Source organism: Cryobacterium sp. SO2, assembly GCF_026151165.2.
In the GTDB taxonomy this organism is placed as follows: Bacteria; Actinomycetota; Actinomycetes; order Actinomycetales; family Microbacteriaceae; genus Cryobacterium.
The window spans coordinates 1,442,221-1,466,279 of sequence record NZ_CP117849.1 but is presented as its reverse complement, the minus strand read 5'-3'; the positions used below and the strand labels follow the sequence as shown (position 1 = coordinate 1,466,279).

The following is a 24,059-nucleotide window of genomic DNA, read 5'->3' as shown; positions in this document are numbered from 1 at the left end:
GCATACCCGGTCTGACTGGCATGAAATGAAAAGCCCCGGACTACGCTGCTTCCGCGTAAATCCGGGGCTAAATGTTGGGCCGTTTGCGAAACTCCGCAGAACTGGCATCCGAGGGTCTCCCGGCACGCATGTTCTTCCGCGGCCTACGGGTCTTCCTCCACTCTGCGTGTCAGCTCGTGAAAATACCTTTAACCACGTGTTTTCGTAGCAACGCTCAGGGAGACCCCAAATCCGATGGACTCGAGACGGTGATTGGCCGTGTCGGCAAGCAAGTCGCCGAGAATGACAATGCCGACTCCGATGTCTGTCGAGGCCTTCCGGGCGTTGGTTAGTCGGTCAGTGGTCTGAGGCGGGGGTGGGAGGCCCGGAATGTTGTCAACGTTTGCAGGGATGTCCCGTCGGGGTTGATGAGTGAGGTGGCGCGGTTTTCCCATTCGACGAAGATGATTTGTTGCCCGTCGGGTGTCCAACTGGGTTGCACCGACCGTTGCGTGGCTGCGCCGTCGAAGACAAGGGGTGTCAGGCCTGAGCCGTCGGCGTTAACGGTGAACAGCTGGACCGGTTCGTCTTCTGTGTCGACGTCGTGTGAGGCGAACACGATGCTGTCGCTTCGGGGGTTCCAGTCGGGGTAAGTCGCGACGAGGTCGAAGTTCGTGATCGGGGTCGGCGTCCCGCCAGCTGTCGGAACGATAGCGATGGCCGCTCCAGTTTCGGTGCCGTCTGGCGTGAACTGTTCGAGTTGAACGACGAGTTGGTCGCCGGTTGGGGACCAGCGGGCCTGATCGACAAGGGATAGGCGGTCGGTTTGCGTGGCGGTCGTTACCGCACGTGACTCGACATCGACAATGTCGATGGCGGAGCTGCTGGGTGGGCCGCCGCCAAGTGGAGGGCCAGTGTACCGGGTGAAAGCGATCCGAGATCCGTCAGGAGACCAGGCGGGGTAGTCCAAGGCCAGGCAATCATCTTGGCTGCAGGAGGCGACCGCCTTCTGGTTTCCGCCGTCGACGTCTGTGACCCAGATCTCGTTGTGGATGACGTAGGTCAGCCGGGACCCATCGGGTGACCAGTCGGGGTGCACGGCCTCACCGGTCTCTGATGTGGGTAAGGGGTGGCGGCCGGTGCCGTCGGGTCGGACGAGACAGATGGTGCTGGGATCTGACGGGCTCAAGCCGCAGGGAGTGCCGTACTGGTAGACGATCCACTCCTCTCCCGGGAGCACGACTGCAGAATCGTCCGTTGTAGTTGCCGACGGTTCAGCGCTCTGGTTGGCCGGGCTGCAGCCAGTCGTCACGAGGGCCAGGAGCAGGACGGCAGGCAGACATATCGACAATCGGGTGCGCATGTGACCTCACATTTTCGGACAGATTATGCCCGAATGACGCGCCACACAATGCCCATTGAAATGGCGCAGAGAAGCGCCGACCACCCACGACCACTCATCCGGAGAACCAGACATTCCCGTCTTCACCGGAGAGGTTTCAGATTGTCGAGAACCGCTGAAACAAAACGCCCCGTCGACTTCGGCTGCAGAGCGCCCAACACGTCTGGACTGGAGGGCACTCCAACGACGGCACCCAGACCGATGCGAGGAAGCAGGCGCTATCGGAACTGATCAACGGCCAGCCAGCGCTGCCGCCGATCCGCCGCCGCGACCGCGAGTTTCACAACACATACACCGACTCCTACCCAGCCGGCGTATTACGACCGGACAAACCAAGAACGCCAGTGTCCGACGAAACCGGCGGCCCACCGCTAAAGACCTAGCCGTTAAATAAGCACCCGATACCGTCCGAGAGGGCAAAACTCCCGCATCCGAGTCAATACGGCGCGCACGAAAACGCCAAACATCCATAAGATGTGAGACTTTGCACCGGATCCCAAAGCAACACCGGGAAGACTGCCGCCCACAAACAAAAATCGCTCCTGAGGATCCTCAGGAGCGATTTCTTTTTGTTCCGACCGGCCAGTTTCGTGAAGAGTTTCGCGAACGGCCCTTTGGTCGGGCTGACAGGATTTGAACCTGCGACCCCCTGAAGGTTCTGGCCTTAATTTAGTCGTTGCCGAATGTCTCCGAAAACCCGCGGATTCCCTTGTGTTTACAGGGAACCGGGCGGTTCGCTGCCTCCGATTGTAGCCCATCGTTTTGGGTCAAATAGAGATGAATTAGATGGGCAAATGATGGCCTTGTGAACCGCCTCTAGCGGTCCAATGGGCCCTCCCATCCCCTTCTCCGGATGGTGCCGCAAGTGATCGAGCACGGGCGGTGATGGCGCTCGTTCCTGCGATCGGTCGGCGATCTGGTTCGCATCACGGACGGCGCTATACACTGGGCGCGATTTAGTATGTCGATCAGAAACGGACCCGGCAATCGACTGAGAATGGTCCAGCTAACGTGGGGCGCCCATCAAAGGAGAGCAACGAGATGAGACCACTCCGATACTCGATCAACGTCACGCTCGACGGCTGCTGCCACCACGAAGCAGGACTCCCCCCGGACGAGGAGTCGATGCGCTACTGGACCGCTCAGCTGGAGCGAGCTGATGCACTGCTCTTCGGTCGGGTTGCCTACGAGATGATGGCGTCGGCGTGGCACAAGCCGGCCACGGGCACGTGGCCTGACTGGGTGCAGGAATGGCAGTTCCCGTTCGCCGAAACCATCAACCGGGCGAAGAAGTACGTCGTGTCGAGCACGCTGAGCGAGGTGGATTGGAATACCGAGCTGGTGCAAGGCGATTTGGCACAAGCGGTTCAGCAACTCAAGCAGGAACCAGGCGAGGGCCTGTGGGTCGGTGGCGTAACGTTCCCCCTTGCCTTGGCAGATCTGGGGTTGATCGACGAGTACGCGTTCTTGGTGCAACCGGTCCTTGCCGGACACGGGCCCACGTTGCTTGCCGGTCTGCGTGAACGCATCCAACTCGAACTCGTGGATCGCCAGCAGTTCCGGTCGGGGGCAGTCGCCGTACGATACCGCCCCGCGCCTGTTACGGCTTGACGCGCTCCTGACCGCCAAGATCGGGTAGAAGTATGCGGTTGCCAAAACTGATTATCTTCGTCCGGTGCGCACCGGCGCGTAGAAAAGATCACTTCGGCGCAGCACTTCATGCATCATTGCGATATGGAAATCCTTCTCCTCATCGCGGGTGCGATCCTCGGGGTCGCCGGAAACTTTGCATTCGAGTTCTTGCGATCACGTCTCGAACGGAATTCGGGCGGCAAAGTCAAAATAGAGGGAACGTGGGGCGAATGGACACCCAAGGGGTACGGCCGGCAGTTTAGCGTCGGAGAAATCAAGTATCGCTTTTGGAAACGGCGCTACGACTTCAACGGCACCAACTATTACAACGATGGTCGACCCTATTGCCACTGGTACACAACGGCTAGCTATATCGACAAGGAACGAAATGAGTTTCACTATATTTTCGCCAACCATGATCTCTCTTCACCACAGGTCCAGCTCTACGGGTATGGCGTCATAAAGCTCGGGGCAGAAGGGGGCGGCTTGGTCCCCCTCAGCGGGTTTTACATGTACAGCGGCCCGAGGGGCGCTCGTCAGATGGGCCACACCATGCGCCAAGTGAAGGATCCGAACGAATTTGCTGACCGATCACGGGAAGCGGCCGCCGGCCTTCAGAGAATCTTCCCTGTCGAATGGATGTTGCGCTCAGATTCTGCACCAAAACGAGCCGGCGATTTGGTCTAGCTGAGGCCCAGGACCGCCGAATCCACCGCCGCGAACTGCCGACCTATGGATGGACAGAGGGGTCAAGGAGTGCCGACTGCCGCTTCACGGAGCGCGATGAAGCCGGCCGAGCATGTCGCCGTGCCACTCAGAGCGAAAGATCCAAGACTGTCCTCGCGACTTCTGTGCACATCACAACTCAGCTTTGGCCCGTATCCTCGCGTGCTCGCCAACTGTGAACATCTGAGAGTGCGAATGTGCGCATAGCGCCGCGCGAATAGTCGTGGGCCTCTAGCAACCACTGCTCTCCAGCATGCCAGTCCGTCGACCCAAACCAGATTCGCTCGGGTCGTATTATTCGAGTGAATCTCTCGCCCCGATGATTTGTGTAATCGATAGTCATATCTTGGCCGCTCATGAGCGGAATCATATATCCGCCGGCCGTCGATTCCCGCAGGACGATCGAATTGCACTCGCCAATCCCGGGAGCCATGTTCGCGGCGAACATGCGTACGATGTTCTCGCTCGTCAGCGTAAGCCGAAAGCCCAACCAGCCCGAGCACGTGGTGCCCCGTCTCACGCACGCGGCGATCTCCCGAGAGGTTTATCTCCGTCTTGGCGGGCGGGACTGCGCGCTCAAGAACGCCGCGTCCCGCGCGGGAACGGTGCCCGCGTATCGTGCCGCATGGGCGTTTTCAAACGGTGGAATCAGCAGGGGCGGGCTTGCATCTGCGCACCCCGCATGGCGATCTAGAGCGAGTAGCCGGATGACGGGACGCTGAGCTCGCCAACGGCAGCCGCGGTGACCAGGATCATCAGACCGGTACCGCCTCGGTTGACCGGGGTAACTTGGTCTTCGCAGCTGCCTCCATGGCTACAGCAGCTTTTTGCTTCCATTCAGCGTTGTGAGCCCGCTTTCAATCCAGACGGCACGCATCGGTCGAACCGAGCAAAGGCCGAAGGGCCGGTGAGGGGCCGGCTTGCGGGCAAGTGTTCTGTATGAACTGCGCCTGTGAATCGATTGTTTCCTCGGCGGGATCGTCTGGGTTCAGTTGATGAGATTCCTATCTAGAATCCGCGTCGCAGCGTTCCACGCTGCCAAAACCGACGCCATCCCCGTCGGGGGGGGTGCCTCTATGTTTTGTCAAGCGGCGAGTTGGTGGTCGGCTTGGTAGAGGGTGGCAGGCCGCTCAACGGGGAAGCGTGTTTATGAATGACTCGAAGCCGGTGATTCCACGGTGCAACTCATCAGCAACGCCTTGAAGAAGGCCAAGCGGATATCTCCCGTAGTCGCCAGCGTGGGCCGCGCATGTAATCAGCTGACACGCGTTGGCATTCGTGACGAGAATGTCTCTTGCAAACTGCTCGCCCCGGGACGCGTCCTGTGCCGAGGGACCCGAACGCGAAAGAACCGAGAAGAGCGTCTGGCTTGGAGGGGTATCGATCTCGAGATCTTCAAGCCCAAGCGCCGTCGCTACGGCTTTGGCAAGTGGCGCCACCGCGCGCGGTTCCCTCATTTGCATTCGAACCCAAAGTCGACCGCATAGACTTCGGGCGCCGCGGCCAGTCGGACGGTAGGACTCAACCGTTCCTTCGCTAGAGAGCGCTCGTGTGACCGACTCAAGAAAACCGTCCATACCGGCGTGGTCCTGGTTTCCACGAATCATGTCCCACATGATCGTCTGAGCGTGCGGTCGCACCTTGTTTATGGTCTTTAGCCGCCGAGCCAATGCCCACTCGAGGTCATAGATCGAACGGGAGAGCCGTTCGAGTCCAAGCTCCGAGGAATCGAGTGCTACGTCAACGGAGCGCGTGATGTCCTGGATAAAACAGGAGATCTCTCGGCCTCCCACACCTGGCACCCACTCGGGCCAGATGACCGGCGAAGAAGATTGCGGGATTCGAAGCTCAGAACGGGCGAGGAGCACCAAACCGATACGCCCCGGGATTGCGGGGCGCTGCGAGAAGAAGGCCGCCAGATGATCCCGATGGCTGTCAATTAGGCGCGCCAGGTCTTGCATGAGCGAGTTGGGGTTGTCGAAGCCGCCGGAGCGAACCACCACGACCGTCGTGTCGGAGCCGAGCAGAAGCGCCTTGAGCGCCTCTGCGTATTCATCGCGTGGGCCGGATACGCTCAACCAATACGCGTTCATCGGCGCTGGGAGCGCCGAGCTTGTGCGGAGAACGTGGTCGGCGACCGATTGGGGGTCCGGATCACTCAATGACGGGCTCAACGCTGAGTCGCAGCTGCAGAGATTCGAGCGAGAAGGGGAATTCGAGGCTTGATTTGGTCATCGTCGGCTCCAGTCGTGAGAAAGTTCGCCCGAGATGCTGTCGCGAGTAGGTCATGAGGCGCGATGTCGTCTGCGTTGCGAGCGAGCGCCTGCGATAGGTCGCCGAAGGATATCGACATTGAATCGGGTGACGACAGCCCGATCAACCGTAGGGAGGTGTAGGCGGCATTTAGCCACGGTTCGAGTCTGCGCCCGTCCGCTGATAGGTGCTCGGCAGCGGCGTACCGGAAGAACTCGAAGTGCCGATTTCGGGCTATCCGCCGCGGCTGCAACTCTTCCGCGAGGCACTCAAAGAGGAGCTCGGACCGAATTGGCGTCAGATCGGACATCAGTCTCTTTTTTTCGATCAGCCAGTCCATGAATGTGAGCATCAACTTGACCGTCAGAAAGGGGTGTCCACTGGTCTCCCGGTACACCGCGTTTACAAACTCGGGCTCGAGCTCAACATGTGCCGTCATCACCTTGGCTAGCAGTTCATAAAATTCGCCGGTTACAGGCATCGACTCGTCGTGTGGGAAGAGAGGGAATGAGTCCTGCTCCACGATCGGGCTCAGCTGGTTTTGATCGAGAAGGATAAAGTGGGCGTTCGGCTGCTGACCCATGAGCACCAGCAAGTTATCGCGTGCGAATGCTACGAGCTGATTCAGAAGAGGTTGCACCACCGAGTACCGAAGCTCGGGGCGAGGACGAAGGGAGCTCCGTAGATCCCCGAACAGCGTCTCGTACTCATCGAGCACCAGGACAACCCTGGTGTCGGACGTGGTCTCGGAAGGTATGCATTTACTCACCGCGTTCTCGACAAAGTCTTCGGGGAGGCGGCGCCCTTCATCTAAAGCCCGTCTCACCTCGCTATAGAACACATCACCGTCGGTCAGCTGGCCGGTTGACTCGCACGTCTGGGCAACTAGTATTGAGCCGCCCGTCGTCGATCCAAGATCCGTCGTGCACGCCGTCGTCTTCCCGCTCCTTCGCACACTGCACCACAGGCGAACTCCGTTTCGACGCTCATGAGACTGCATCAGCCGTCGAACACTGGACCGGTACACGTGGTTGTATTTGATTAGTGATGGGTTCTCCAGCGGAAAGGTTTGAACCCAGTTAAACGTGATGGGGCGATCGAGACGATCGCTTCGAGTCTCATGCACAAGGTCTTGGAGGCGTGCGAGCAGTCGTCGCGAGGGGTCGATCTCAGTAAGGCCCGTAACCGGCACGACTCGTGAGGACCAGCGCTCGACGCTCTCCACTCGGGCGCGCAGATCCGACCTAAGCGGCGCGACGACAATATGAACGGCGCGGGCTGTAGCCTCCTCGAGGAGATCCGCCGAGACAAACTGCGCGGACATATAGCACTGCAGATCGAAGGTTCTCGAGCCTTGGTCGGGTGGCAAGCTCAGTGAGACATCTAGTCGCCGCGTCGAGTAAAGGTACTGCGACAATGCGGGCAGCGGCGCCGAGCCGGGTTCGCTTTCGATGAACTGGTCGAGCGCGGCCGTGACGGGTCTCACGGAGTCATAGATCCCCTCGACAAAGTCGCCGGCTTCCAGAGCTGGCGTGAGTTCCTCGAGATCCGCAGTGGTGAGGAACGGGAGCGTATGAGCCCACGATCTCGGGAAACGCGGCAGTAGCTGGCCGCCCGGCGCGTCAAAGTCGGCTGCAGCGTACCCCTGAAGGATTCCGCAAATCATGGCTGAGCATAGTGTTCGCAACGCCTTCGGGTTTTCGACTTGTCTCGCCTGAAGTGTGGACGAGTAAAACTCCAGCGGCAGATCTAGGAACCGCTGGAGGCCCGCGAGAGATTTGGTGATCGCGTAACTCCGATCGTCGGCTGCCGAACCCCGGACGTGGAGGAATCCCTTTCGAAAAATCTCCCGTGCATGGCTACTCAGACATGAGCGGACGATGTCTAGTGCTTCCGACGACTCCGTCGCGATTAGCTCATCCAAGAACACATCGAAGTAATCGGCGAGAGTGTCGCGATAATAGGTCGCCCATTGAAAGATGTGAAAGCGACCGAGTTCAGCCAAGTCTGACTGGAATCTCTCGCGGGTCACCGCCGTCCTACTTTGGTATATGGTCGCTCCCCCGTGCGGAACCCTCGACGGCTGGACTGGCGCGGCCAGAGACTGTTGCCCTCTATTTATGACCGAAGGGGTGATGCGCGGAAGTTCTACCTCCACGACACGTGGGACTCCTGGAGCATCGCTTTCGGCGGGCTTCGCTTCGAGCTCGACGGCGGCGGAATCACTCGCATTCGTCCGCAGGTCCACCGCTGCACGGAGTGCTCGTTGGCGCTTCGGCAAGAACCCGGAAATCAGTTCGTCAATGGCCGCATCGTTTTGGACGAGGTCCTCTAACGCGAGTTCTTGGACTAGGGCGCGTGCTCGGTTCTCGGCGAGGTCGAGTCGAACTTCGCGAATCAGGGACGCGATTTCCCCGAGTTCGGCTTGCACATCGGGCGTTGTCCGATCCGCTATCGGAGTGGTGGCCAGCGAGGACGAATCCGAACTCGGGGCAATAGCGGGCAAATGAATCAAGTCGGAGGTCTGACGCACTGCCTCAATGCGAGCGCGCCGCTTTGGAAAGAAGTCGAGTAATAGACGATCAATGGGAGCGTTCAGCAGACTCAGATCGTAGGGCGAGGCTTGTGTCAACACCCGCACGAGGACCCGTTCTGCCTCTGCTGGCTTCGCATTGCGATTCAACTCGCCGACGCGCCTCAGTTCTTCTTTCCAGTCGTCCACAAACGTAACCTACAGGCATCATGGCTAGGCACCCTGTTTTTTCCGCGTCCAATACTGATTTGGTCAATTTGATGCGCTAATCCTCCTACCGCAAAGTTGGCAAGCATGCGTGTCACGTTCGAGGATCCGCTATTGAAACGGTCACTTGAGAACCTGGGCACCGCTCCGACGAGGGGCGTGTGCTTGGTCAACCTCGACTCGCCGTCGCGATTGTGGGCCGTATTCACGAGGTCCCAGGACTTGGTCGGCGGGGTGCGTGAGGGCCGGTACATAGTCCAGTCCGACTTATTCAGCGCATGAGTCTGCCCATACGAATCGAGGTGCCAGATCCCGCTTGCGTGTTGACAGCAATGCCCACCACTATCTCCGGCAACTTGGCCTCACCCTCGTAGGACCAGCGGACCAGACCGATCCGCTTGCTGACATCGCCTAGCTCTTTCCGCCCCATGCGCCCATCATGCATAAATCCCACCCCTGGGCGAGAGCCCCACATTGAGGCGCTCGGTGGGCCAGTGGCGCTGAATCATGCAACTCGTGGTGCTCTCCCACTCGATCGGCGGTGCTGAACCGCACGGTTGGGTGGTGCTCAGAGCGTCAAATACTCAGCTGGTCTGAAGGAATCGGCCGTGCCTTGCAGAATGCTTCCTCACCAGCCCTCATACTCATGGTCCGTCAATTTCAGCAACTGGGCTAGTTCGCTCACATCAGCAATCCTCTGCTTTGATAACTTGTATCAGGTCAGATCTCAAGCAATGGCTGGTGAAAATTGAGTCATCGAACTTCACTAATTCCCAGACCGAAATGCGCGGGTCAATCCGTGATCCTCAGCTAACGAGTTTTAGGGACTATGGGACGATCAACGAAGTTCATTCGATGGGATGGATCCTCTCCTATATCTTCAATGGGCAAGAATCGCTGAAGACTGGAACTGATGAAATCGGACGCATTATTCAAAAGTGCGCGGATCACGACGTTACGGCGCGCTATCAATCAGCTGCCGAATTGATTGCTGACGTCGAGCGCCTCGAAGTGGCTTCTCGCGAGGTGGAAGTTCCGGCGTGATTAGTCCAAGACCGCACGTTGGTAATCATGGTCGGAATTGCGGCCTTCTACGCGGTCTGTTCCCACCTGATCTCGTCACTCAATCACGGCATTGCGGCTCCCATAGACTGACCTCGGGTCGAGGCCAGCTGGCGAATACGTGAGTGCAACGATCCCCTGGGGAGGATTCGATGATGCCGGCTCTAAGTGACAGCGCGCAGTCGACGCCTATCAACGCCCCAAAGCTGCATACACTCGCGCCTGAATACCAGCCTCTCCAGCACGGCGTGTATGTAGAGATCTTGAAGCGCGCGATCGAGAAGCAGCCTGAAGTCCGAAATATCGCCTTGGCCGGGACATATGGAACTGGGAAAAGCAGCATTCTCCGCGAGGTCAGTCGCCAGTTCTCGGGTCGCGTTATTGAGCTGTCACTACTGACGCTGGGCGCGAAACCGGAGCCGTCGGCTGCCGGCGTCGATAACAATCCAGCGGCCGCCACGACGACCAACCGAATTCAGAAAGAAATCGTCAAGCAGCTGCTTTATCAGCAGCGCCCGTCGTCAGCTCCTGAATCTCGATTCCGCCGTATCGCACGCTTCAGATGGCTGCGAGAGCTAACCATTTCTCTCGCTTCTGGGCTGGGCGCCCTGATTCTCCTGATCGCCTCGGGGCTCGACGTTTCCGTCCTTCCGAACCTCGGGCTAGCGCTCGAACCGCTACCGATGTGGCTGCGGACCGCCGCGATCTACATGGCAGTTCCCGTCGTTGTCGGCATAAGCGTCCTCGTCGTTCGACTTCTGGTTCAAGGCAGGTTCGGTTTGGAGAAAATCAACGCCGGACCCGCCACTATCACGCTGCCGCCGCGTTCGTCGAGCTACTTTGACGAGTACCTAGACGAGATCATCTACTTCTTTTGAAACTAACCGCACCCGTGACATCGTTATTGTCGAGGACCTCGATAGGTTTAACGACCCCCGCATCTTTGAAGCCTTGCGCTCACTCAACAGCCTCCTGAACGCGGCCAGTCAGCTCGATGCTCGTAACATCCGGTTTATTTATGCAGTCCGGGACAGCGTCTTCGAGAAGCTGGGTCGAGACGACACCGGTGAATCTACTGACGAAGCTAGAGCCGAATTGGTCCGAGCTAATCGCACCAAGTTCTTCGAACTTGTCGTCCCTGTAGTGCCCTTCATCACGCATAAGAACGCGCGAGACCTAATGCATGAGCTCCTAGTCGGTCGTGGGCACGAGATCTCTAGAGACCTGATCGATCTCGCAGCCCGCCATGTCGCAGACATGAGGCTCATCCACAACATTGTTAACGAGTACGAAGTCTTTAAGCACCGGCTCATCTCTGTCGCAAATCCTGTCCCAGAGCTCGACGCGGAGCGCCTGTTTGCGATGATTCTATTCAAGAACGCGCATATGGCTGATTTCGAAGCCATTCGTCAAGGTACTTCGTCAATAGACGTCTTTTACGACACATGGCGCGCGCTGGTCGCTGCGAATATAAGAGCGAATCGTGTGCAAGACGCCAGGCTCAGGACCCGAATCGCAGTGCGTCAGGGGGCAGATGAACGCGCTTCCGTTCTGGCGGTGCGACTTCGCAAGACCGTCATTGCGCTCACGAGCGCCCGCGGAAACACTTTTGCTGACAAACGCCTGCATCTGGATGGAGCGCCGGTCGAAGATGCGCGCCTGGAAACCCCTGCTTTCTGGAGAGGTCTCGCCCGAGCAGAGTTCAAGCTCAGCCTGATCGTGCAGGGCTACTACAACAATTCGGCGATGGAACTCCCGCTGGATACCGTCCAAACCCTGCTGGGTGAGGCGATCGATGTGGACGAGCACGCCGACACTACAGCCGCCGCTGACAACGAGACAATCAGTCGCAATCGAACAAATTCCGCTTTTCTCCGCCGCCACACTTGGAAGCAACTATTCGAGCGGCCGGAGTTTCAGTACGCCGAAAGCAAAGACGCTGAGTCACGGAGTTTCGCTGGCTGGGCAGAGCACCTTCTCCCATCACGCCTCGCAGTTGACCTCGTTCTGGGGGGCTACATCACCCCCTACTTTAATCTTCACGTGTCATCTTTCTACGGACAACTGATTCGTCCCGATGCAATGACATACGTGATGCGGTGCATCGATCGGGGCACCGCAGATGCCGAATACCCCCTCGATGGAGCAGACGTTGAGGCCATCCTTCGGGACCAGGGTGCGTCCGTCCTCAACGAGCGCAGCATGTTTAACGTCTCAATCCTCGACTACTTGCTTGTGTCGCGGCCTACTGACGCCCTTGTGATCTGTCGGAACCTTGCCGGCAAAGGGGATGAAGGGCTGACTTTCATCGACCAATATCTAAGTTCGGGAACCGCCAAATCCGAGATGGTGGCCCAACTCACTCCGCATATGCCCTCCATTTTCTCCTATCTGGCCTCGAGCGCATCCCTCGAGCACGGCGAGCGGGTCGCTGCCCTAGACAGGGCGATCGGGGCGCGCAGCGCCGACATACGGTACGACCGCTCAGATGAGCTAGGAGCCTTTGTGGAACTGGCGTATAAGGACTTCCCGTCGCTGAACGGCGCGGGATCAACTACTTCGCCCCGCCAGGCAGTCTCGTTTGTGGCCAGCATAGAAGCTCACCTTCTCAGCGTCGTTGGTCTCTCCGACGCTACGCGTGAGGAGTTGTCGAAAACCCGTGCGTACGTGCTGACCTGGGAGAACTTGGAACACCTCGCCAAGACCAAGAGCATCTCTCTCGATGCCCTCCAGTCAGCGGGCAGTGAGATCTTCGCCTATGCGATTGACCGGATTGACGAATATTTACTGGCTTATGACGAGTCTCCGACGACGTTCCATACCGTCGAGAGCCCAGACGCTTTCGTCGAGGTCCTAAATGCTTCGGACCAGTTGCGAGCGGCCGACTATGCCGCAATTGTGTCAGGCTCACATGGCGACTGCACGGTCAATGACCTCACGGATGTACCGCACCTGGCGTGGCCGCCGTTGGCCGCGGGTCTGCGTGTGCCGATGACGTTTTCGAATTTGAATGCTTATGTGGACTGGATCGGTGAGGTCGACGCTGAGCTCGCGCTCTCGTTGCACGCTGCCGGGGGAATTACCGGTTTCGACATAGCCACGGTCGAGGAGCGCGTCGAGGTCGCACTCACTTTGGTCAACGCCTCCAGCGCCATCTTGGATCCCGGGCTTCGAGCCACCTTGGCCCGCTCGCTGGAGCCCGGTCGACTGCCAACAAGCTCCATCAATCCAGATCCCGGTGAGCTTATTGGGCGCCTCGTCGAGGCGGAGCTCATCGAGGATAACGAAAGTGTCTTCTTGCCCAGGCTCATGACCGATTGGCCGACTCTCGAGTTCGCCATCCTCAAGTCCGCCCGATTCCGAGAGCTGCTCGCGCCAGAGACGCTAGCTTCCGAGCACGTTGCGCCACTCATGAGAAGCCCAAGAATCGACAACAATCTGCGAAACCACGTGGCCACGATGCTGCCGACCTTCACGCACGTACCAAGAGACGCGTATCAGGCGGTAGCCGAGGCTGCGCTCCAAAACAAAATCATCCTCAGCGCGCCCACAATCGAGATGGTCTTCATCGGCGGCGCTTCACAACAGATTGTTGTTGAACTCTTGGCAAGGGCCGGCGATCGAATAACCAGCGACGAACTTCGAGGAATGCTGCGACAGCTAGGTGAGCCCTACTCCCTCATTGCGGACAAAGGACGCCACCGACCCAAACTTGACGACTCGCTACTGCACCGTCTAATCCTCGATCGCCTCCAACTCGCCGGGGTTGTCTCGCAATATGCACCTGGGCTGTTTTCGACCCTTAAAGTCCACCTCCGGTATTCATAAGGAGTTTCGTTCTCAGGGTCAGACAGGTGGCCTTCCCACCTGATTCCACGAGGAGTGCAAACCGTCATGTCGCTGAGCGGCGAGTGCCACGAGTGTCCCGCTCGGATATCTGTTACCTACTGCACCTTACGCAAGCACTTCCAATGCAAAAAGCGTTGGCCGACAGTTCTTCGGCAGAGAATTCTCGGCTAGGTCGACGCTGCCATTGCCTGGACCGGTAGCAGCCGCGTCACTGACGCACTGCATACCAGCCCGCTCCGGGCGCAACGATGCCGCGAACGCGGCGGCACCGTGCTCAGTCTTTCTCTTTCGCGAACGCCCGGTCGAGGAGAGCGGCGGTGGCCGGGTTCACCAGTTCGCTGCGTTGGATGTAGTGCATGATCGTGACCCTGGTGTCGGTGTGGCCGAGGAGTTCTGCGGCGAGTTCGCTGCTGGCGTTGGTGTTGACCGCGGTCGCTACCGTGCGGCGGAACAGATGCGGGGTCACCCCGTTGATGCCCGCGCCCTCGAGCACCTGTCGCAACTGGCGGCGCACGTTCCCGGTTGTCAGCGGGGTGCCGTCCCGGGATTGGAACAGCAGGTCATCCAGGCCCATGCTCCCGACCTTGGCGAGCCGCCGGCGAACTGCGTCGGAAGTGAACGTGGGGATGGCGACAACGCGAGTGGACTTGGCTGTTTTGCGGTGGTCCTGCCGGAAGGTTTGCTCGCCCTTGCGGCTAACGATGGTGCCGGCCAGCCGGATGGAGGGCACGGGGCTGGTGATGTCGACGTCCCGGCGGCGGATGGCCAGGACCTCGCCGATCCGGGCTGAAGTTCCGAGCATGACCTCGATGATCGCGCCGAGCTGGCCGTCCGGCTTGGGCCCGGACGTGTGGTTGACAGCGCTCTCCCACTGCGCGATCGCCGCGCGAATCACATTCACCTCCGGCGCCATGAGCGCAGCGGGTACGCGCGGCTCCCGGTGCAGGCGGGCGACGTGGTCCATCGGGTTCCGTGGCAGGACCTCGTGCCGCACCGCCAGCTCCAGGGCCAGCCGCAGCACTGCCCGGGCCTGTTTCGCGCGGTTGTAGGAAATCTTCGCGAGCTGCTTGATGAACTTGTCGCACCGGGCCACCCCGATCTCCCGCAACGCGAGGTGATCAAAGGCGGGCGAGACCAGGGTGCGCATGTTGCGCTCATACAAGTTCCGGGTCGTCCGGGAGATCCGGTCCTCCAGGTCGATGTCCTCCAACCAGTAGACCACCAGGTCGCTGAACAGGCTGTCCGGCGACAAGCTCGTATCGGCAGGTTGGAACAGGTCCCGGTCGGCGAGCTTGGCCTTTAGTGCCCGTTCGGCGGCCTTGGCCGTGGCACCGGTGCCCTGCACCAGGCGTGCGTGGCCGTCCCAGTCGCGGTAGCGAGTTCGCGCCTCGTAGCGTCCGTTCGGCATCTGGCGGGTACTGATGTCACCGAAAGTGCCGATAGTCAACCGTTGCCGGGGCACCTCAGCTCACCGCCGATCGGGGCGCCTGGACTCGCTGGTGGGCTCCCGCTGTTGGGCGATCCAGGCCCGCACATCGGAGATCGCGAACTTGAGGTGTTTGCCGAACCGGTACGCGGCGGGGCCTTTGCCGTGCACCCGCCAGTCGTAGACGGTGGAGATCGGGATGCCGAGGTAGGCGGCCAGCTCGTGGACGTCCATCAGGGGCTCCAGGCCCCAGTCGTCGGTGGAAGAAGTGGTTGGGTTCTCGTTGTGAATGCTCATACCCCGAAGGTGTGCCAGGCGATCCCGGACGATCGGGAGGAACCGAAACCGACCTCAGCACCCCGCACGACAGGGCCGGCAAAGGGGCGGAATTGGGCTGAAAGTGATGGGGTAGTGATGGGAACATCAAATCTCTTAACCAAAAAAGTCCCGGAAACCCTTGAGTTTCCGGGACATTTGGTCGGGCTGACAGGATTTGAACCTGCGACCCCCTGACCCCCAGTCAGGTGCGCTACCAAGCTGCGCTACAGCCCGCCGTTTCCCAGTGGATTCCCGAAGGCATCTACCGGAGACAACTGGACTAGCTTACCGCCTCAGGAGAGGGGTTGCGTTCACTTTGGGGGGTGTATCTGGGGTTGGGTGGTTGACAAGGGGCTGGAGAGACGTAGTTTCGAGTGCATGTGGGTCACCGGGTCTCGACAAGCTCGACCAGCGTGGGGGTGCGTTGGGTGTCGAAAGGTTGCGGGGTCTCGACAAGCTCGACCAACGACGGGGCGAGATCTCGACTACGGTGTGCGGGGTCTCGACAAGCTCGACCAGCGGTGCCCAGCGAAATTGGAGGGGCGCACAGGTGGGGCAATTGCGATTCCCTGCTTATGCATAGGTTGTCCATAGGAATGGTGCGTAGCGTGACGCGAGGTCGTCATCGGCCGCACCCACAACGAAGGAAGTTATGTCCCAGAAAAAGTCAGGCCCCCTGTCCAAGTTCAACCTCGCCCTGGCACTGTTGTGGCTGGTCGACGTGGTCGTGACCGGCGCCGGATACCTGATCCTGACCTCCTCCAACGCCAGCCAGGCCGACTTCTACACCTCGCAGTCCTCCGACTACGTCTCCTACTTCGGTGCGCAGTCCGGCAGCAACCTGGGCGCCACCCTGATCGGCGCCGGCGTGATCGGCGTGCTCATCACCCTCGCCGCGCACGCCGTGTCCTGGTCACTGGCCCGCAACGCCGAGGCCGTGGCATCCGTGACCACCGTCGACGACGAGCCGGACTTCGACTTCGACGACACCGACTTCGACGCCGACGAGAAGGCCGCCGTTGAGGCCGAGGCCGCACAGACCGCCGCCGCGACCACCGTCTCCCCCACCGTCGTCGCTGACGCCACCGAGGCCACCCCGGCCGCGGCACCCGCCGAGACCCCGGCCACGGATGCGCCCGCGACCAAGTCAGGCGACGACGACTCGTCGTACGGCCCCACCACCACGCGCTAAGCCGCGAACAGGGAGCTTTGCCCGGGCCGGTGCCCTACTACCGGCCCGGGCATTTCTCTGCCCGCTGGCGGCCGCACAGGCATCCGTTTGGGCACGACAAAAACCGCAGGCCGTCATTAGGGTGACGGCCTGCGGTTGTGCTGACGCAGAGGACTGACCGGTCGAAAGTTTCGGGCCAGGTTCTCTGGAATGCGATGGACACGGAAATGTCGGAAGGGCATCTGCTGCGCCCAGTTCCGCACTAGGAAGCGGAGACTGGGGTGGTGCTGCTGGGTGTAAATCTGTGGTGCCGGCTGATCCGGGTGAATCTGCCAACACGACGAACTTAGGGCATTTTCGGCGGCCCGTGTCGGCCCTCCGGGGCACACCTTCAACCTCTACTTTGGAGTTCCCGCGGCAGTTCCGCGCCAGCACTGGGATCCCGGCCGTCCGGTTGCGCTGCCCTTGGGCGGACGTTGCGCAGGCCTTGCGCGAACCTTGCGCTCGAATCGGCCCCGACCGGCCATTAATCCTGTCTGGGGACGCGAAAAAGCCGTATGCCGACACCTGAAGTGTCGGCATACGGCCCTGTCGAACCGGCCGGTGAACCAGCCGTGCGGCTTAGCGCTTGCGCTTCTCGCGCACGCGCATGCTGATGTTGATCGGGCTGCCGGCGAAGCCGTAGACCTCGCGCAGACGACGCTGGATGAACCGGCGGTAGCCCGGGTCGAGGAACCCAGTGGTGAAGATCACGAAGGTCGGCGGGCGGCTGGAGGCCTGGGTGCCGAACAGGATGCGCGGCTGCTTGCCACTGCGCACCGGGTGCGGGTGCTCCGCGGCCAGCTCGGCGAGGAACGCGTTGAACTTGCCGGTGGCGACGCGGGTGTCCCACGACTCGAGCGCGAGCTCGAGGGCCGGAACCAGCTTCTCCATGTGACGGCCGGTCTTGGCGGAGATGTTCACGCGCGGGGCCCAAGCCACGTGGGCCAGGTCCTGCTCGATCTCACGCTCGAGGTAGCGGCGACGGTCGTCGTCGATCTGGTCCCACTTGTTGAACGCGAGCACCAGGGCGCGGCCGGATTCGAGCACCAGGTCGATGACGCGCACGTCCTGCTCGCTGATGACCTCGGTCACATCGATGAGCACCACGGCCACTTCGGCCTTTTCCAGAGCGGCGCTGGTGCGCAGCGAGGCGTAGAAGTCGGCGCCCTGGGACAGGTGCACGCGGCGGCGGATGCCGGCGGTGTCAACGAAGCGCCAGACGCGACCGCCGAGCTCAACCTGCTCGTCGACCGGGTCGCGGGTGGTGCCGGCGAGCTCGTTGACAACAACGCGCTCTTCGCCGACGACCTTGTTCAGCAGGCTGGACTTGCCCACGTTCGGGCGTCCCAGGATGGCGACGCGGCGCGGGCCGCCCACTTCCTGCTTGGCCACGGCCGAGATCTCGGGGAGCTCTTCGAGGATCGCGTCGAGCAGGTCGGCCACACCGCGACCGTGCAGCGCGGAGACCGGCCAGGGCTGGCCGAGGCCGAGCGCCCACAGGCTGGCCGCTTCGGGCTCCTGGCGGATGTCGTCGACCTTGTTGGCGATGAGGAAGACGGGCTTGCCGCTCTTGCGGAGCAGCTTGACGACGGCCTCGTCGGTGCTGGTGGGGCCCACGTTGGCGTCGACGACGAACATGACCACGTCGCAAAGTTCGATGGCCAGCTCGGCCTGCATGGCCACGGAACGGTCGATGCCCTTGGCGTCGGGCTCCCAGCCGCCGGTGTCGACGAGGCTGAAGCGGCGTTCGTGCCACTCGCCCTTGTAGGTGACCCGGTCACGGGTCACACCGGGGGTGTCCTCCACGACGGCCTCGCGGCGGCCGAGGATGCGGTTCACGAGCGCGGACTTGCCCACGTTGGGGCGGCCGACGATCGCGATCACCGGCAGCGCCGGCAGGTACTGGATGGCGTCGGGGTCGTCGCTGATCGAGTCGAGAACGTCGAAGTCCTCGTCATCGAGGTCATACTCGTTCAGGCCGGTGCGCAGCGCGAGGGCGCGCTGAGAGATCAGGGCGTCATCGTCGTCAAGGTCGGTCAGGCGCGCCGCGATTTCCGGGTCGAGCTCGGGGATCGTCGTGTCGTCGAATTGATTAGTCATGCGAGTTCCTCGCGGTATTGATGACCTCTACAACCGCGTCAATGGTCTGGTCGAAGTCGAGATGGGTGGAGTCGACGGTGGTCACACCGTCTGCGGCGCTCATGAATTCCACTACCTGGGAGTCAGCGCGATCCCTCGATCGCAACTGTTCCGCCACGGTGTGGGCCGATTGGGTTGATATTTCCGCAGAGCGCCTAGCCATTCTAGCCTCTTCGGTTGCTGTGAGTAGAATGCGCGCCTGAGCTTCGGGTGCCACGACCGTGGTGATGTCCCGGCCTTCCACCACCACACCGGGCTGCGGCACGTTCCTGGCAATGCTCCGGAACAGTTCGGTGAGGTGCGTGCGCACGGCCGGCACCCGGGCGATGGCGCTCACCACGGCCGAGATCTGCGGCTCCCGGATGGCGTCGGTGACGTCGGTCTCCCCCACCCGCACGAAGTAGGCATCCGGGTCGGTGCCGATCGTGTAGTCGAAGGTGGCGAGGGCACCGGTCACGGCGTCGGCATCCTGCGAGTCGATGTTCTGCGCCAGCACGTGCCAGGCGAGGGCGCGGTAGGCGGCGCCGGTGTCGAGGTAGCCGTAGCCGAGGCGGCGGGCCGCGGCCCGGCTCACGCTGGACTTGCCGCTGCCGGCAGGCCCGTCGATGGCAACGAACAGGGGGTAGGAGTGCTTGCTCAAACGTCTAACCGACAATCCGCCAGCCGCGGGCGGCCAGCTCAGAGGTGAGACGGCTGACCGTCTCGGGGAGGATGCTGATCTCGGCGAGCCCGATCTGGGCTCCCGGGGAGTGCTCGAGGCGGAGGTCCTCGAGGTTGACGCCCACTTCGCCGATCTCTTGGAAGAGGCGGGCGAGCTGGCCGGGTGTGTCGTCGACCATCACGGTGAGGCTGGCGTAACGGCGGTCCTGGCCGTGCTTGCCGGGCAGCCGGGCCACGCCGGTGTTGCCGCCGGCGATCTCCTCCGCCACCTGACGGCGGGCGCCGGGGGCGGACGGGTCGTCGAGCGCGCCGATGAAGCGGTCGAGGTCGTCGCGGAGCGCCAGCAGGATCTCCCGCACAGGGGCGGGGTTGGCGCCGAGGATCTGCACCCACAGCTCCGGGTCGCTCGCGGCGACGCGGGTGACGTCGCGCACACCCTGGCCGGCGAGGTTGAGCGCCGAGGCGGGCGCGTCGGTGAGGCGGCGGGCCATCAGGGTGGAAATCACCTGGGGCACGTGCGAGACCAGGGCCACGGCGTTGTCGTGGTCGGCGGGGCTCATCTCCACCAGGGTGGCGCCGAGGTCGAGGATCAGGTCGTCGATCGCGGTGGCGCGCTGGTAGCTGATGGCATCGTGCGCGGCCACCACCCAGGGCCGGCCGATGAACAAGTCGGCGCGGCCGGCGAGGGGTCCGCCGCGTTCCCGGCCGGCCAGCGGGTGCGAGCCGATGTAGCGGGAGACGTCGGCGCCGCGCGCCTGCAGCTCGGTGAGCGGGGCCAGCTTGACGCTGGCCACATCAGTCACGATCGCGTCGGGAAATGCCTCGAGTTCGCGGGCGACGATCTCGGCGGTCACATCCGGCGGCACGCACACCACGATCAGCTGCGGGGCGTCGCCGGTGCGCGCGGCGCGGCCGGCGCCGTAGTCGATGGCCAGCGACAGGTTGGTCGGCGACGCGTCGGCAAGGATCACGTCGATCCCCCGGGCGGTGAGGCCCAGACCGATGCTGGTTCCCAGGAGCCCGGCGCCGACAACACGCACCGGCCCGATCAGGCGAGACTCGACCACGTTCGGCTCCAAACTTGCGCGGTTAACAGGGTGAAACGGATGCTGCGGGGGCTCTACTTCTGAACTTCGGCGCGGGACACCGTGAGCAGCTGACCGAGTTCCACTTTAGTGAGGTCGCGCACGGCGCCGGCCCGGAGGGTGCCCAGCTGCAGCGGCCCGAATTGGCGGCGCACCAGGTCCACGACGGGGTGGCCGACGGCGTCGAGCATCCGGCGCACGATGCGGTTGCGGCCGGAGTGCAGGGTGAGCTCCACCAGGGTGAAGCCGTCGCCGGGAGGGCTGGTGAGGATGCGGGCCTTGTCGGCGGCGATGGGGCCGTCCTCCAGCTCGATGCCGCTCTGCAGCTTGCCGATGGTCTGCGCCGAGACGCGGCCCTCCACCTTGGCGATGTAGGTCTTGGCGACGCCGAAGGAGGGGTGCGCGAGCACGTGGGCGAGGTCACCGTCGTTGGTGAGGATGAGCAGGCCGCTGGTCTGGGCGTCGAGGCGGCCCACGTTGAACAGGCGTTCCTCGTACCCCTCGGTGAACTGGCGCAGGTCGGGCCGGCCGCTTTCGTCTTGCATGGAGGAGACCACGCCGACGGGCTTGTTCAGCATCACGTAGCGGCGGCTGGTGTCCAGCTGAATGGCGATGTTGTCCACGGCGATCTTGTCAGTCTCGGGGTGCACGCGGCGGCCGAGCTCGGTGACGACCTTGCCGTTGACCCGCACCCGGCCGGAGCTGATCATGTCTTCGCTCACCCGGCGGGAGGCGACTCCGGCGGCGGAGAGCACCTTCTGCAGGCGGATGCCGTCGGCGGCGGCCTCGGGGTTAGTGGCGAAGTCTGGGTTGGTGCTGCTGGTGTCGATGTAGCCATCGTTGTGGTCGGTCATGGTAGATCCTCGAATCCGTTCGCACCGTCGGCGAGCAACGGCGAAATTAGTGGCAACTCGTCGAGCGAGTTGATTCCCAGCTGCACGAGCAGCAGGTCGGTGGTGGCGTAATTGATCGCGCCGGTCTCGCTATCGGTGAATGCCTCGGTGATCAATCCGCGCCCCAGAAGGGTGCGCACCACCGAGTCGACGTTAACGGCCCTGATCGAGGCTACCGCGCCGCGGCTGATCGGTTGCTTGTAAGCGATCACCGCGAGGGTCTCCAGGGCGGCTTGCGAGAGCCGGCTGGGGTTCTGGGTGAGCACGAAGTCGGCCACGACCGGGTCGTGTTCGGCGCGCACGTAGATGCGCCAGCCGCCGGCCACCTCGCGCAGTTCGAAGCCGCGGCGCACGGTGCCGTCGACGCCGTCGAAGTCGGCGACGAGCCGCAGGATGGCCTCGCGCACCTCCACCAGCGGATGCGCGACCGCGGTGGCCAGGTGCACCAGGCTCTGCGGCTCATCAGCCACCATCAAGATCGCTTCGAGCCGCCGCTCAATCGCGACCGCTCCCCCGCCGCTGGTCGCTCCCCCATCGCTGGTCGAGCCCACTTCGCTGGTCGAGCTTGTCGAGACCCCGTCACCAGGTCTCGACAAGCTCGACCCACGATCGGTCGCGCCCGTCTCGCCGGTCGAGCCTTCTTCGCTGGTCGAGCTTGTCGAGACCCCGTGAGCCTCTGTTTCGACCGCGGCAGTGCTGGCATCAAGCGTCATAGTCGGCTCCGAGGTTCGCAAGGTTGTCATCAGTCCAGCCGTCGGCGTCCCAGTGCAAGCTCAGCTCGCCCAGGGGCTCCATCTGGTCGAAGGTGAGGGCGCCATGCCGGTACAGCTCCAGCACGGCAAGAAAACGGGCGATCACGAGGCCCTTCGCCGCACAGTCCACGATCAGCTCCCGAAAGGTGAGGCTCTGGTTGGCGCGCAGCATCGCCACCACGATGGCGGCCTGCTCGCGGATGCTCACCAGCGGCGCGTGCAGATGCTCCAGCCCCACGGTCGGCAGCTCCCGCGGCGTGAGCGCCAGCGCGGCCAGAGCGCCGAAGTCCCCCAGCGACAGTGTCCAGACCAGCTCGGGCGTCGTGGTGCGGTACTTCTCCTCGAGCCGCACCGAGCGCACGTGCCGGGTGGCCTCGTGTTCGAGGTGCTCGAGAAACCACGCCGACGCGGTCTTGAACGCCCGGTACTGCAGCAGCCGGGCGAAGAGCAGGTCGCGGGCCTCAAGCAGCGCCACGTCCTCGGCATCCACTAGCTCGCCCTGCGGGAGCAGGCCCACCAGCTTGAGGTCGAGCAGGGTGGCGGCCACCACGAGGAACTCGGTGGCCTGGTCGAGCTCCTCCGCGGCGTCGAGGCCGCGCAGGTAGGAGATGAACTCGTCGGTGACCCGGCTGAGCGAGATCTCGGTGATGTCGAGTTCGTGCTTGCCGATCAGCGAGAGCAGCAGGTCGAACGGGCCCTCGAAGTTCTGCAGCGCCACCGAGAAGCCGGGTGCGGCCGTGGGGCCATTCGCGCCGGATCCGGTCGTGCCGGCGCTGGCCGTCGCGGTGGTCGCCGCGACGCGGGCCGGAGCGGCCGTGGGCCGCTTAGGCGACCGCGCCACGCTGGATCAGTTCCCGCGCCGCCTGCTTGTAGGCCTTGGCGGCGGCGTGCTCCGGAGCGAACTCGGTAATCGGCACCCCCGCGACACTGGCATCCGGGAATTTGACGGTGCGGCCGATGACGGTGTCGAGCACCCGGTCGCCGAACGCGTCGACAACCCGCTCGAGCACCTCGCGCGAGTGCAGCGTGCGGGAGTCGTACATGGTGGCCAGGATGCCGTCGAGTTCGATGGCCGGGTTGAGCCGGTCGCGCACCTTGTCGATGGTTTCGATGAGAAGGGCCACGCCGCGCAGGGCGAAGAACTCGCACTCCAGCGGGATGAGCACGCCGTGGCTGGCGGTGAGCGCGTTCACGGTGAGGATGCCCAGCGACGGCTGGCAGTCGATGAGGATCACGTCGTAGTCGTTGGAGACCTTGCGCAGCACCCGGGCCAGGATCTGCTCACGGGCGACCTCGTTGACGAGGTGCACCTCCGCGGCGGAGAGGTCAATGTTGGCCGGGATGATGTCCAGGCCCTCCACCGAGGTCTGCTGAATGGCTTCCTTGGGGTCCTTGGAGCCGCTGAGGAGCAGGTCGTAGATGGTGGTGACGTCGTGCGTGGGCACGCCCAGGCCGGCCGACAGGGCGCCCTGCGGGTCGAAGTCGATGGCGAGCACGCGGCGGCCGTAGCCGGCCAGCGCGGCACCCAGGTTGATGGTGGTCGTCGTCTTGCCGACGCCGCCCTTCTGGTTGCACAGCGAGATGATGCGTGCGGGGCCGTGCGCCTTCAGCGGGGCGGGTTCGTCGAACACCTGCACCGGCCGTCCGGTTGCGCCGGTGGGGAGTTCCTCGAGTCCGGGAAGCTGCGTCCGGCTATCCGTCTTACGCGCCACTGGGCTGTCCTCGATCCGTCATGCAGTTCACTTGGTCGATTGTACCGAGCAGACAAGCCCGCCCCCGCCAAGCCCCCCGGTGTGCCGTCACCTGCCCCGCGCCATCCGCGCCCGCCGCTTCGACCCTCCCCCGTGCCCAACTGTTCCCAATGCGGACAATTGCACCCGGTGTGCCGGGACCATTTGTCCGCTTCGGCAACAGTTGCGGCCGATGCGCG

17 protein-coding genes, 1 tRNA gene and 1 pseudogene are annotated in these 24,059 nt (G+C 62.5%); 6 read left to right on the top strand and 13 right to left on the bottom strand.

What is annotated here, in order from left to right:
• Positions 1 to 328 precede the first annotated feature (328 nt).
• Complete coding sequence (locus BJQ94_RS06665; protein WP_265399828.1) at positions 329 to 1,219, bottom strand: DPP IV N-terminal domain-containing protein; 891 nt, start codon at positions 1,217 to 1,219, stop codon at positions 329 to 331.
• Positions 1,220 to 2,422: 1,203 nt separating this feature from the next.
• On the opposite strand from BJQ94_RS06665, the gene BJQ94_RS06660 reads away from it, so the two are divergent.
• A complete protein-coding gene (locus BJQ94_RS06660) occupies positions 2,423 to 2,992 on the top strand; it encodes a dihydrofolate reductase family protein (RefSeq protein ID WP_265399827.1) in 570 nt (189 codons plus the stop codon).
• 123 nt (positions 2,993 to 3,115) lie between these two features.
• Positions 3,116 to 3,700, top strand: coding sequence for a hypothetical protein (locus tag BJQ94_RS06655; RefSeq protein ID WP_265399826.1), 585 nt, complete (start codon positions 3,116 to 3,118; stop codon positions 3,698 to 3,700).
• Between the two features lie 1,169 nt (positions 3,701 to 4,869).
• Here the strand turns inward: BJQ94_RS06655 and BJQ94_RS06650 are convergent.
• Entirely contained in the window at positions 4,870 to 5,817 is a 948-nt protein-coding gene (locus tag BJQ94_RS06650; protein WP_265399825.1) for a hypothetical protein, read from the bottom strand.
• Between the two features lie 92 nt (positions 5,818 to 5,909).
• The gene (locus BJQ94_RS06645) at positions 5,910 to 8,714 is read right to left on the bottom strand and encodes a hypothetical protein (RefSeq protein ID WP_265399824.1); all 2,805 of its coding nucleotides are present in this window, start codon (positions 8,712 to 8,714) and stop codon (positions 5,910 to 5,912) included.
• Positions 8,715 to 9,473: 759 nt separating this feature from the next.
• Between BJQ94_RS06645 and BJQ94_RS06640 the strand changes: the two genes are divergently transcribed.
• The 3 genes and pseudogenes from BJQ94_RS06640 to BJQ94_RS06630 all read left to right on the top strand — a co-directional run.
• Positions 9,474 to 9,776, top strand: a complete 303-nt coding sequence (locus tag BJQ94_RS06640; protein WP_265399823.1) for a hypothetical protein — start codon at positions 9,474 to 9,476, stop codon at positions 9,774 to 9,776.
• Positions 9,777 to 9,946: 170 nt separating this feature from the next.
• A complete protein-coding gene (locus tag BJQ94_RS06635) occupies positions 9,947 to 10,672 on the top strand; it encodes a hypothetical protein (protein ID WP_265399822.1) in 726 nt (241 codons plus the stop codon).
• Positions 10,673 to 10,688: 16 nt separating this feature from the next.
• Positions 10,689 to 13,622: pseudogene (locus tag BJQ94_RS06630) on the top strand (hypothetical protein); the annotation flags it as partial.
• 295 nt (positions 13,623 to 13,917) lie between these two features.
• Here the strand turns inward: BJQ94_RS06630 and BJQ94_RS06625 are convergent.
• The 3 genes from BJQ94_RS06625 to BJQ94_RS06615 form a co-directional block, all read right to left on the bottom strand.
• Positions 13,918 to 15,090: a tyrosine-type recombinase/integrase gene (locus BJQ94_RS06625; protein WP_265399820.1), complete on the bottom strand. Its 1,173-nt coding sequence runs from the start codon at positions 15,088 to 15,090 to the stop codon at positions 13,918 to 13,920.
• A 21-nt stretch (positions 15,091 to 15,111) separates the two neighbouring features.
• A complete protein-coding gene (locus tag BJQ94_RS06620) occupies positions 15,112 to 15,366 on the bottom strand; it encodes a helix-turn-helix domain-containing protein (protein WP_265399819.1) in 255 nt (84 codons plus the stop codon).
• Between the two features lie 178 nt (positions 15,367 to 15,544).
• Positions 15,545 to 15,621, bottom strand: a tRNA-Pro gene (locus BJQ94_RS06615).
• 418 nt (positions 15,622 to 16,039) lie between these two features.
• On the opposite strand from BJQ94_RS06615, the gene BJQ94_RS06610 reads away from it, so the two are divergent.
• A complete protein-coding gene (locus BJQ94_RS06610; protein WP_265399818.1) occupies positions 16,040 to 16,579 on the top strand; it encodes a hypothetical protein in 540 nt (179 codons plus the stop codon).
• Positions 16,580 to 17,179: 600 nt separating this feature from the next.
• Here BJQ94_RS06610 and der read toward each other — a convergent pair.
• From der to BJQ94_RS06575, 7 genes are all read right to left on the bottom strand, one after another.
• On the bottom strand, positions 17,180 to 18,700 hold the full coding sequence (gene der, locus BJQ94_RS06605) for a ribosome biogenesis GTPase Der (protein ID WP_265399817.1): 1,521 nt from the start codon (positions 18,698 to 18,700) through the stop codon (positions 17,180 to 17,182).
• Positions 18,693 to 19,379 (bottom strand): (d)CMP kinase, encoded by a 687-nt coding sequence (gene cmk / locus BJQ94_RS06600; RefSeq protein WP_265399816.1) that lies wholly within the window; start codon positions 19,377 to 19,379, stop codon positions 18,693 to 18,695. Before cmk ends, der begins: the two co-directional genes overlap by 8 nt.
• 4 nt (positions 19,380 to 19,383) lie before the next feature.
• Positions 19,384 to 20,466, bottom strand: coding sequence for a prephenate dehydrogenase (locus BJQ94_RS06595; RefSeq protein ID WP_265399815.1), 1,083 nt, complete (start codon positions 20,464 to 20,466; stop codon positions 19,384 to 19,386).
• A 53-nt stretch (positions 20,467 to 20,519) separates the two neighbouring features.
• The gene (locus BJQ94_RS06590; RefSeq protein ID WP_265399814.1) at positions 20,520 to 21,338 is read right to left on the bottom strand and encodes a pseudouridine synthase; all 819 of its coding nucleotides are present in this window, start codon (positions 21,336 to 21,338) and stop codon (positions 20,520 to 20,522) included.
• Positions 21,335 to 21,928 (bottom strand): SMC-Scp complex subunit ScpB, encoded by a 594-nt coding sequence (gene scpB, locus BJQ94_RS06585; RefSeq protein ID WP_265399813.1) that lies wholly within the window; start codon positions 21,926 to 21,928, stop codon positions 21,335 to 21,337. Before scpB ends, BJQ94_RS06590 begins: the two co-directional genes overlap by 4 nt.
• Before the next feature lie 151 nt (positions 21,929 to 22,079).
• Positions 22,080 to 22,847, bottom strand: a complete 768-nt coding sequence (locus BJQ94_RS06580; protein ID WP_265399923.1) for a ScpA family protein — start codon at positions 22,845 to 22,847, stop codon at positions 22,080 to 22,082.
• 106 nt (positions 22,848 to 22,953) lie between these two features.
• Positions 22,954 to 23,841 (bottom strand): ParA family protein, encoded by an 888-nt coding sequence (locus BJQ94_RS06575; RefSeq protein ID WP_265399812.1) that lies wholly within the window; start codon positions 23,839 to 23,841, stop codon positions 22,954 to 22,956.
• Positions 23,842 to 24,059 lie beyond the last annotated feature (218 nt).

Excerpts from the sequence above, each read along its gene's own strand:
- BJQ94_RS06660 (WP_265399827.1), top strand. The coding sequence starts at position 2,423 with ATGAGACCACTCCGATACTCGATCAACGTCACGCTCGACGGCTGCTGC.
- BJQ94_RS06610 (WP_265399818.1), top strand. The coding sequence starts at position 16,040 with ATGTCCCAGAAAAAGTCAGGCCCCCTGTCCAAGTTCAACCTCGCCCTG.
- BJQ94_RS06655 (WP_265399826.1), top strand. The coding sequence starts at position 3,116 with ATGGAAATCCTTCTCCTCATCGCGGGTGCGATCCTCGGGGTCGCCGGA.
- BJQ94_RS06590 (WP_265399814.1), bottom strand. The coding sequence starts at position 21,338 with ATGACCGACCACAACGATGGCTACATCGACACCAGCAGCACCAACCCA.
- BJQ94_RS06620 (WP_265399819.1), bottom strand. The coding sequence starts at position 15,366 with ATGAGCATTCACAACGAGAACCCAACCACTTCTTCCACCGACGACTGG.
- der (WP_265399817.1), bottom strand. The coding sequence starts at position 18,700 with ATGACTAATCAATTCGACGACACGACGATCCCCGAGCTCGACCCGGAA.
- BJQ94_RS06635 (WP_265399822.1), top strand. The coding sequence starts at position 9,947 with ATGATGCCGGCTCTAAGTGACAGCGCGCAGTCGACGCCTATCAACGCC.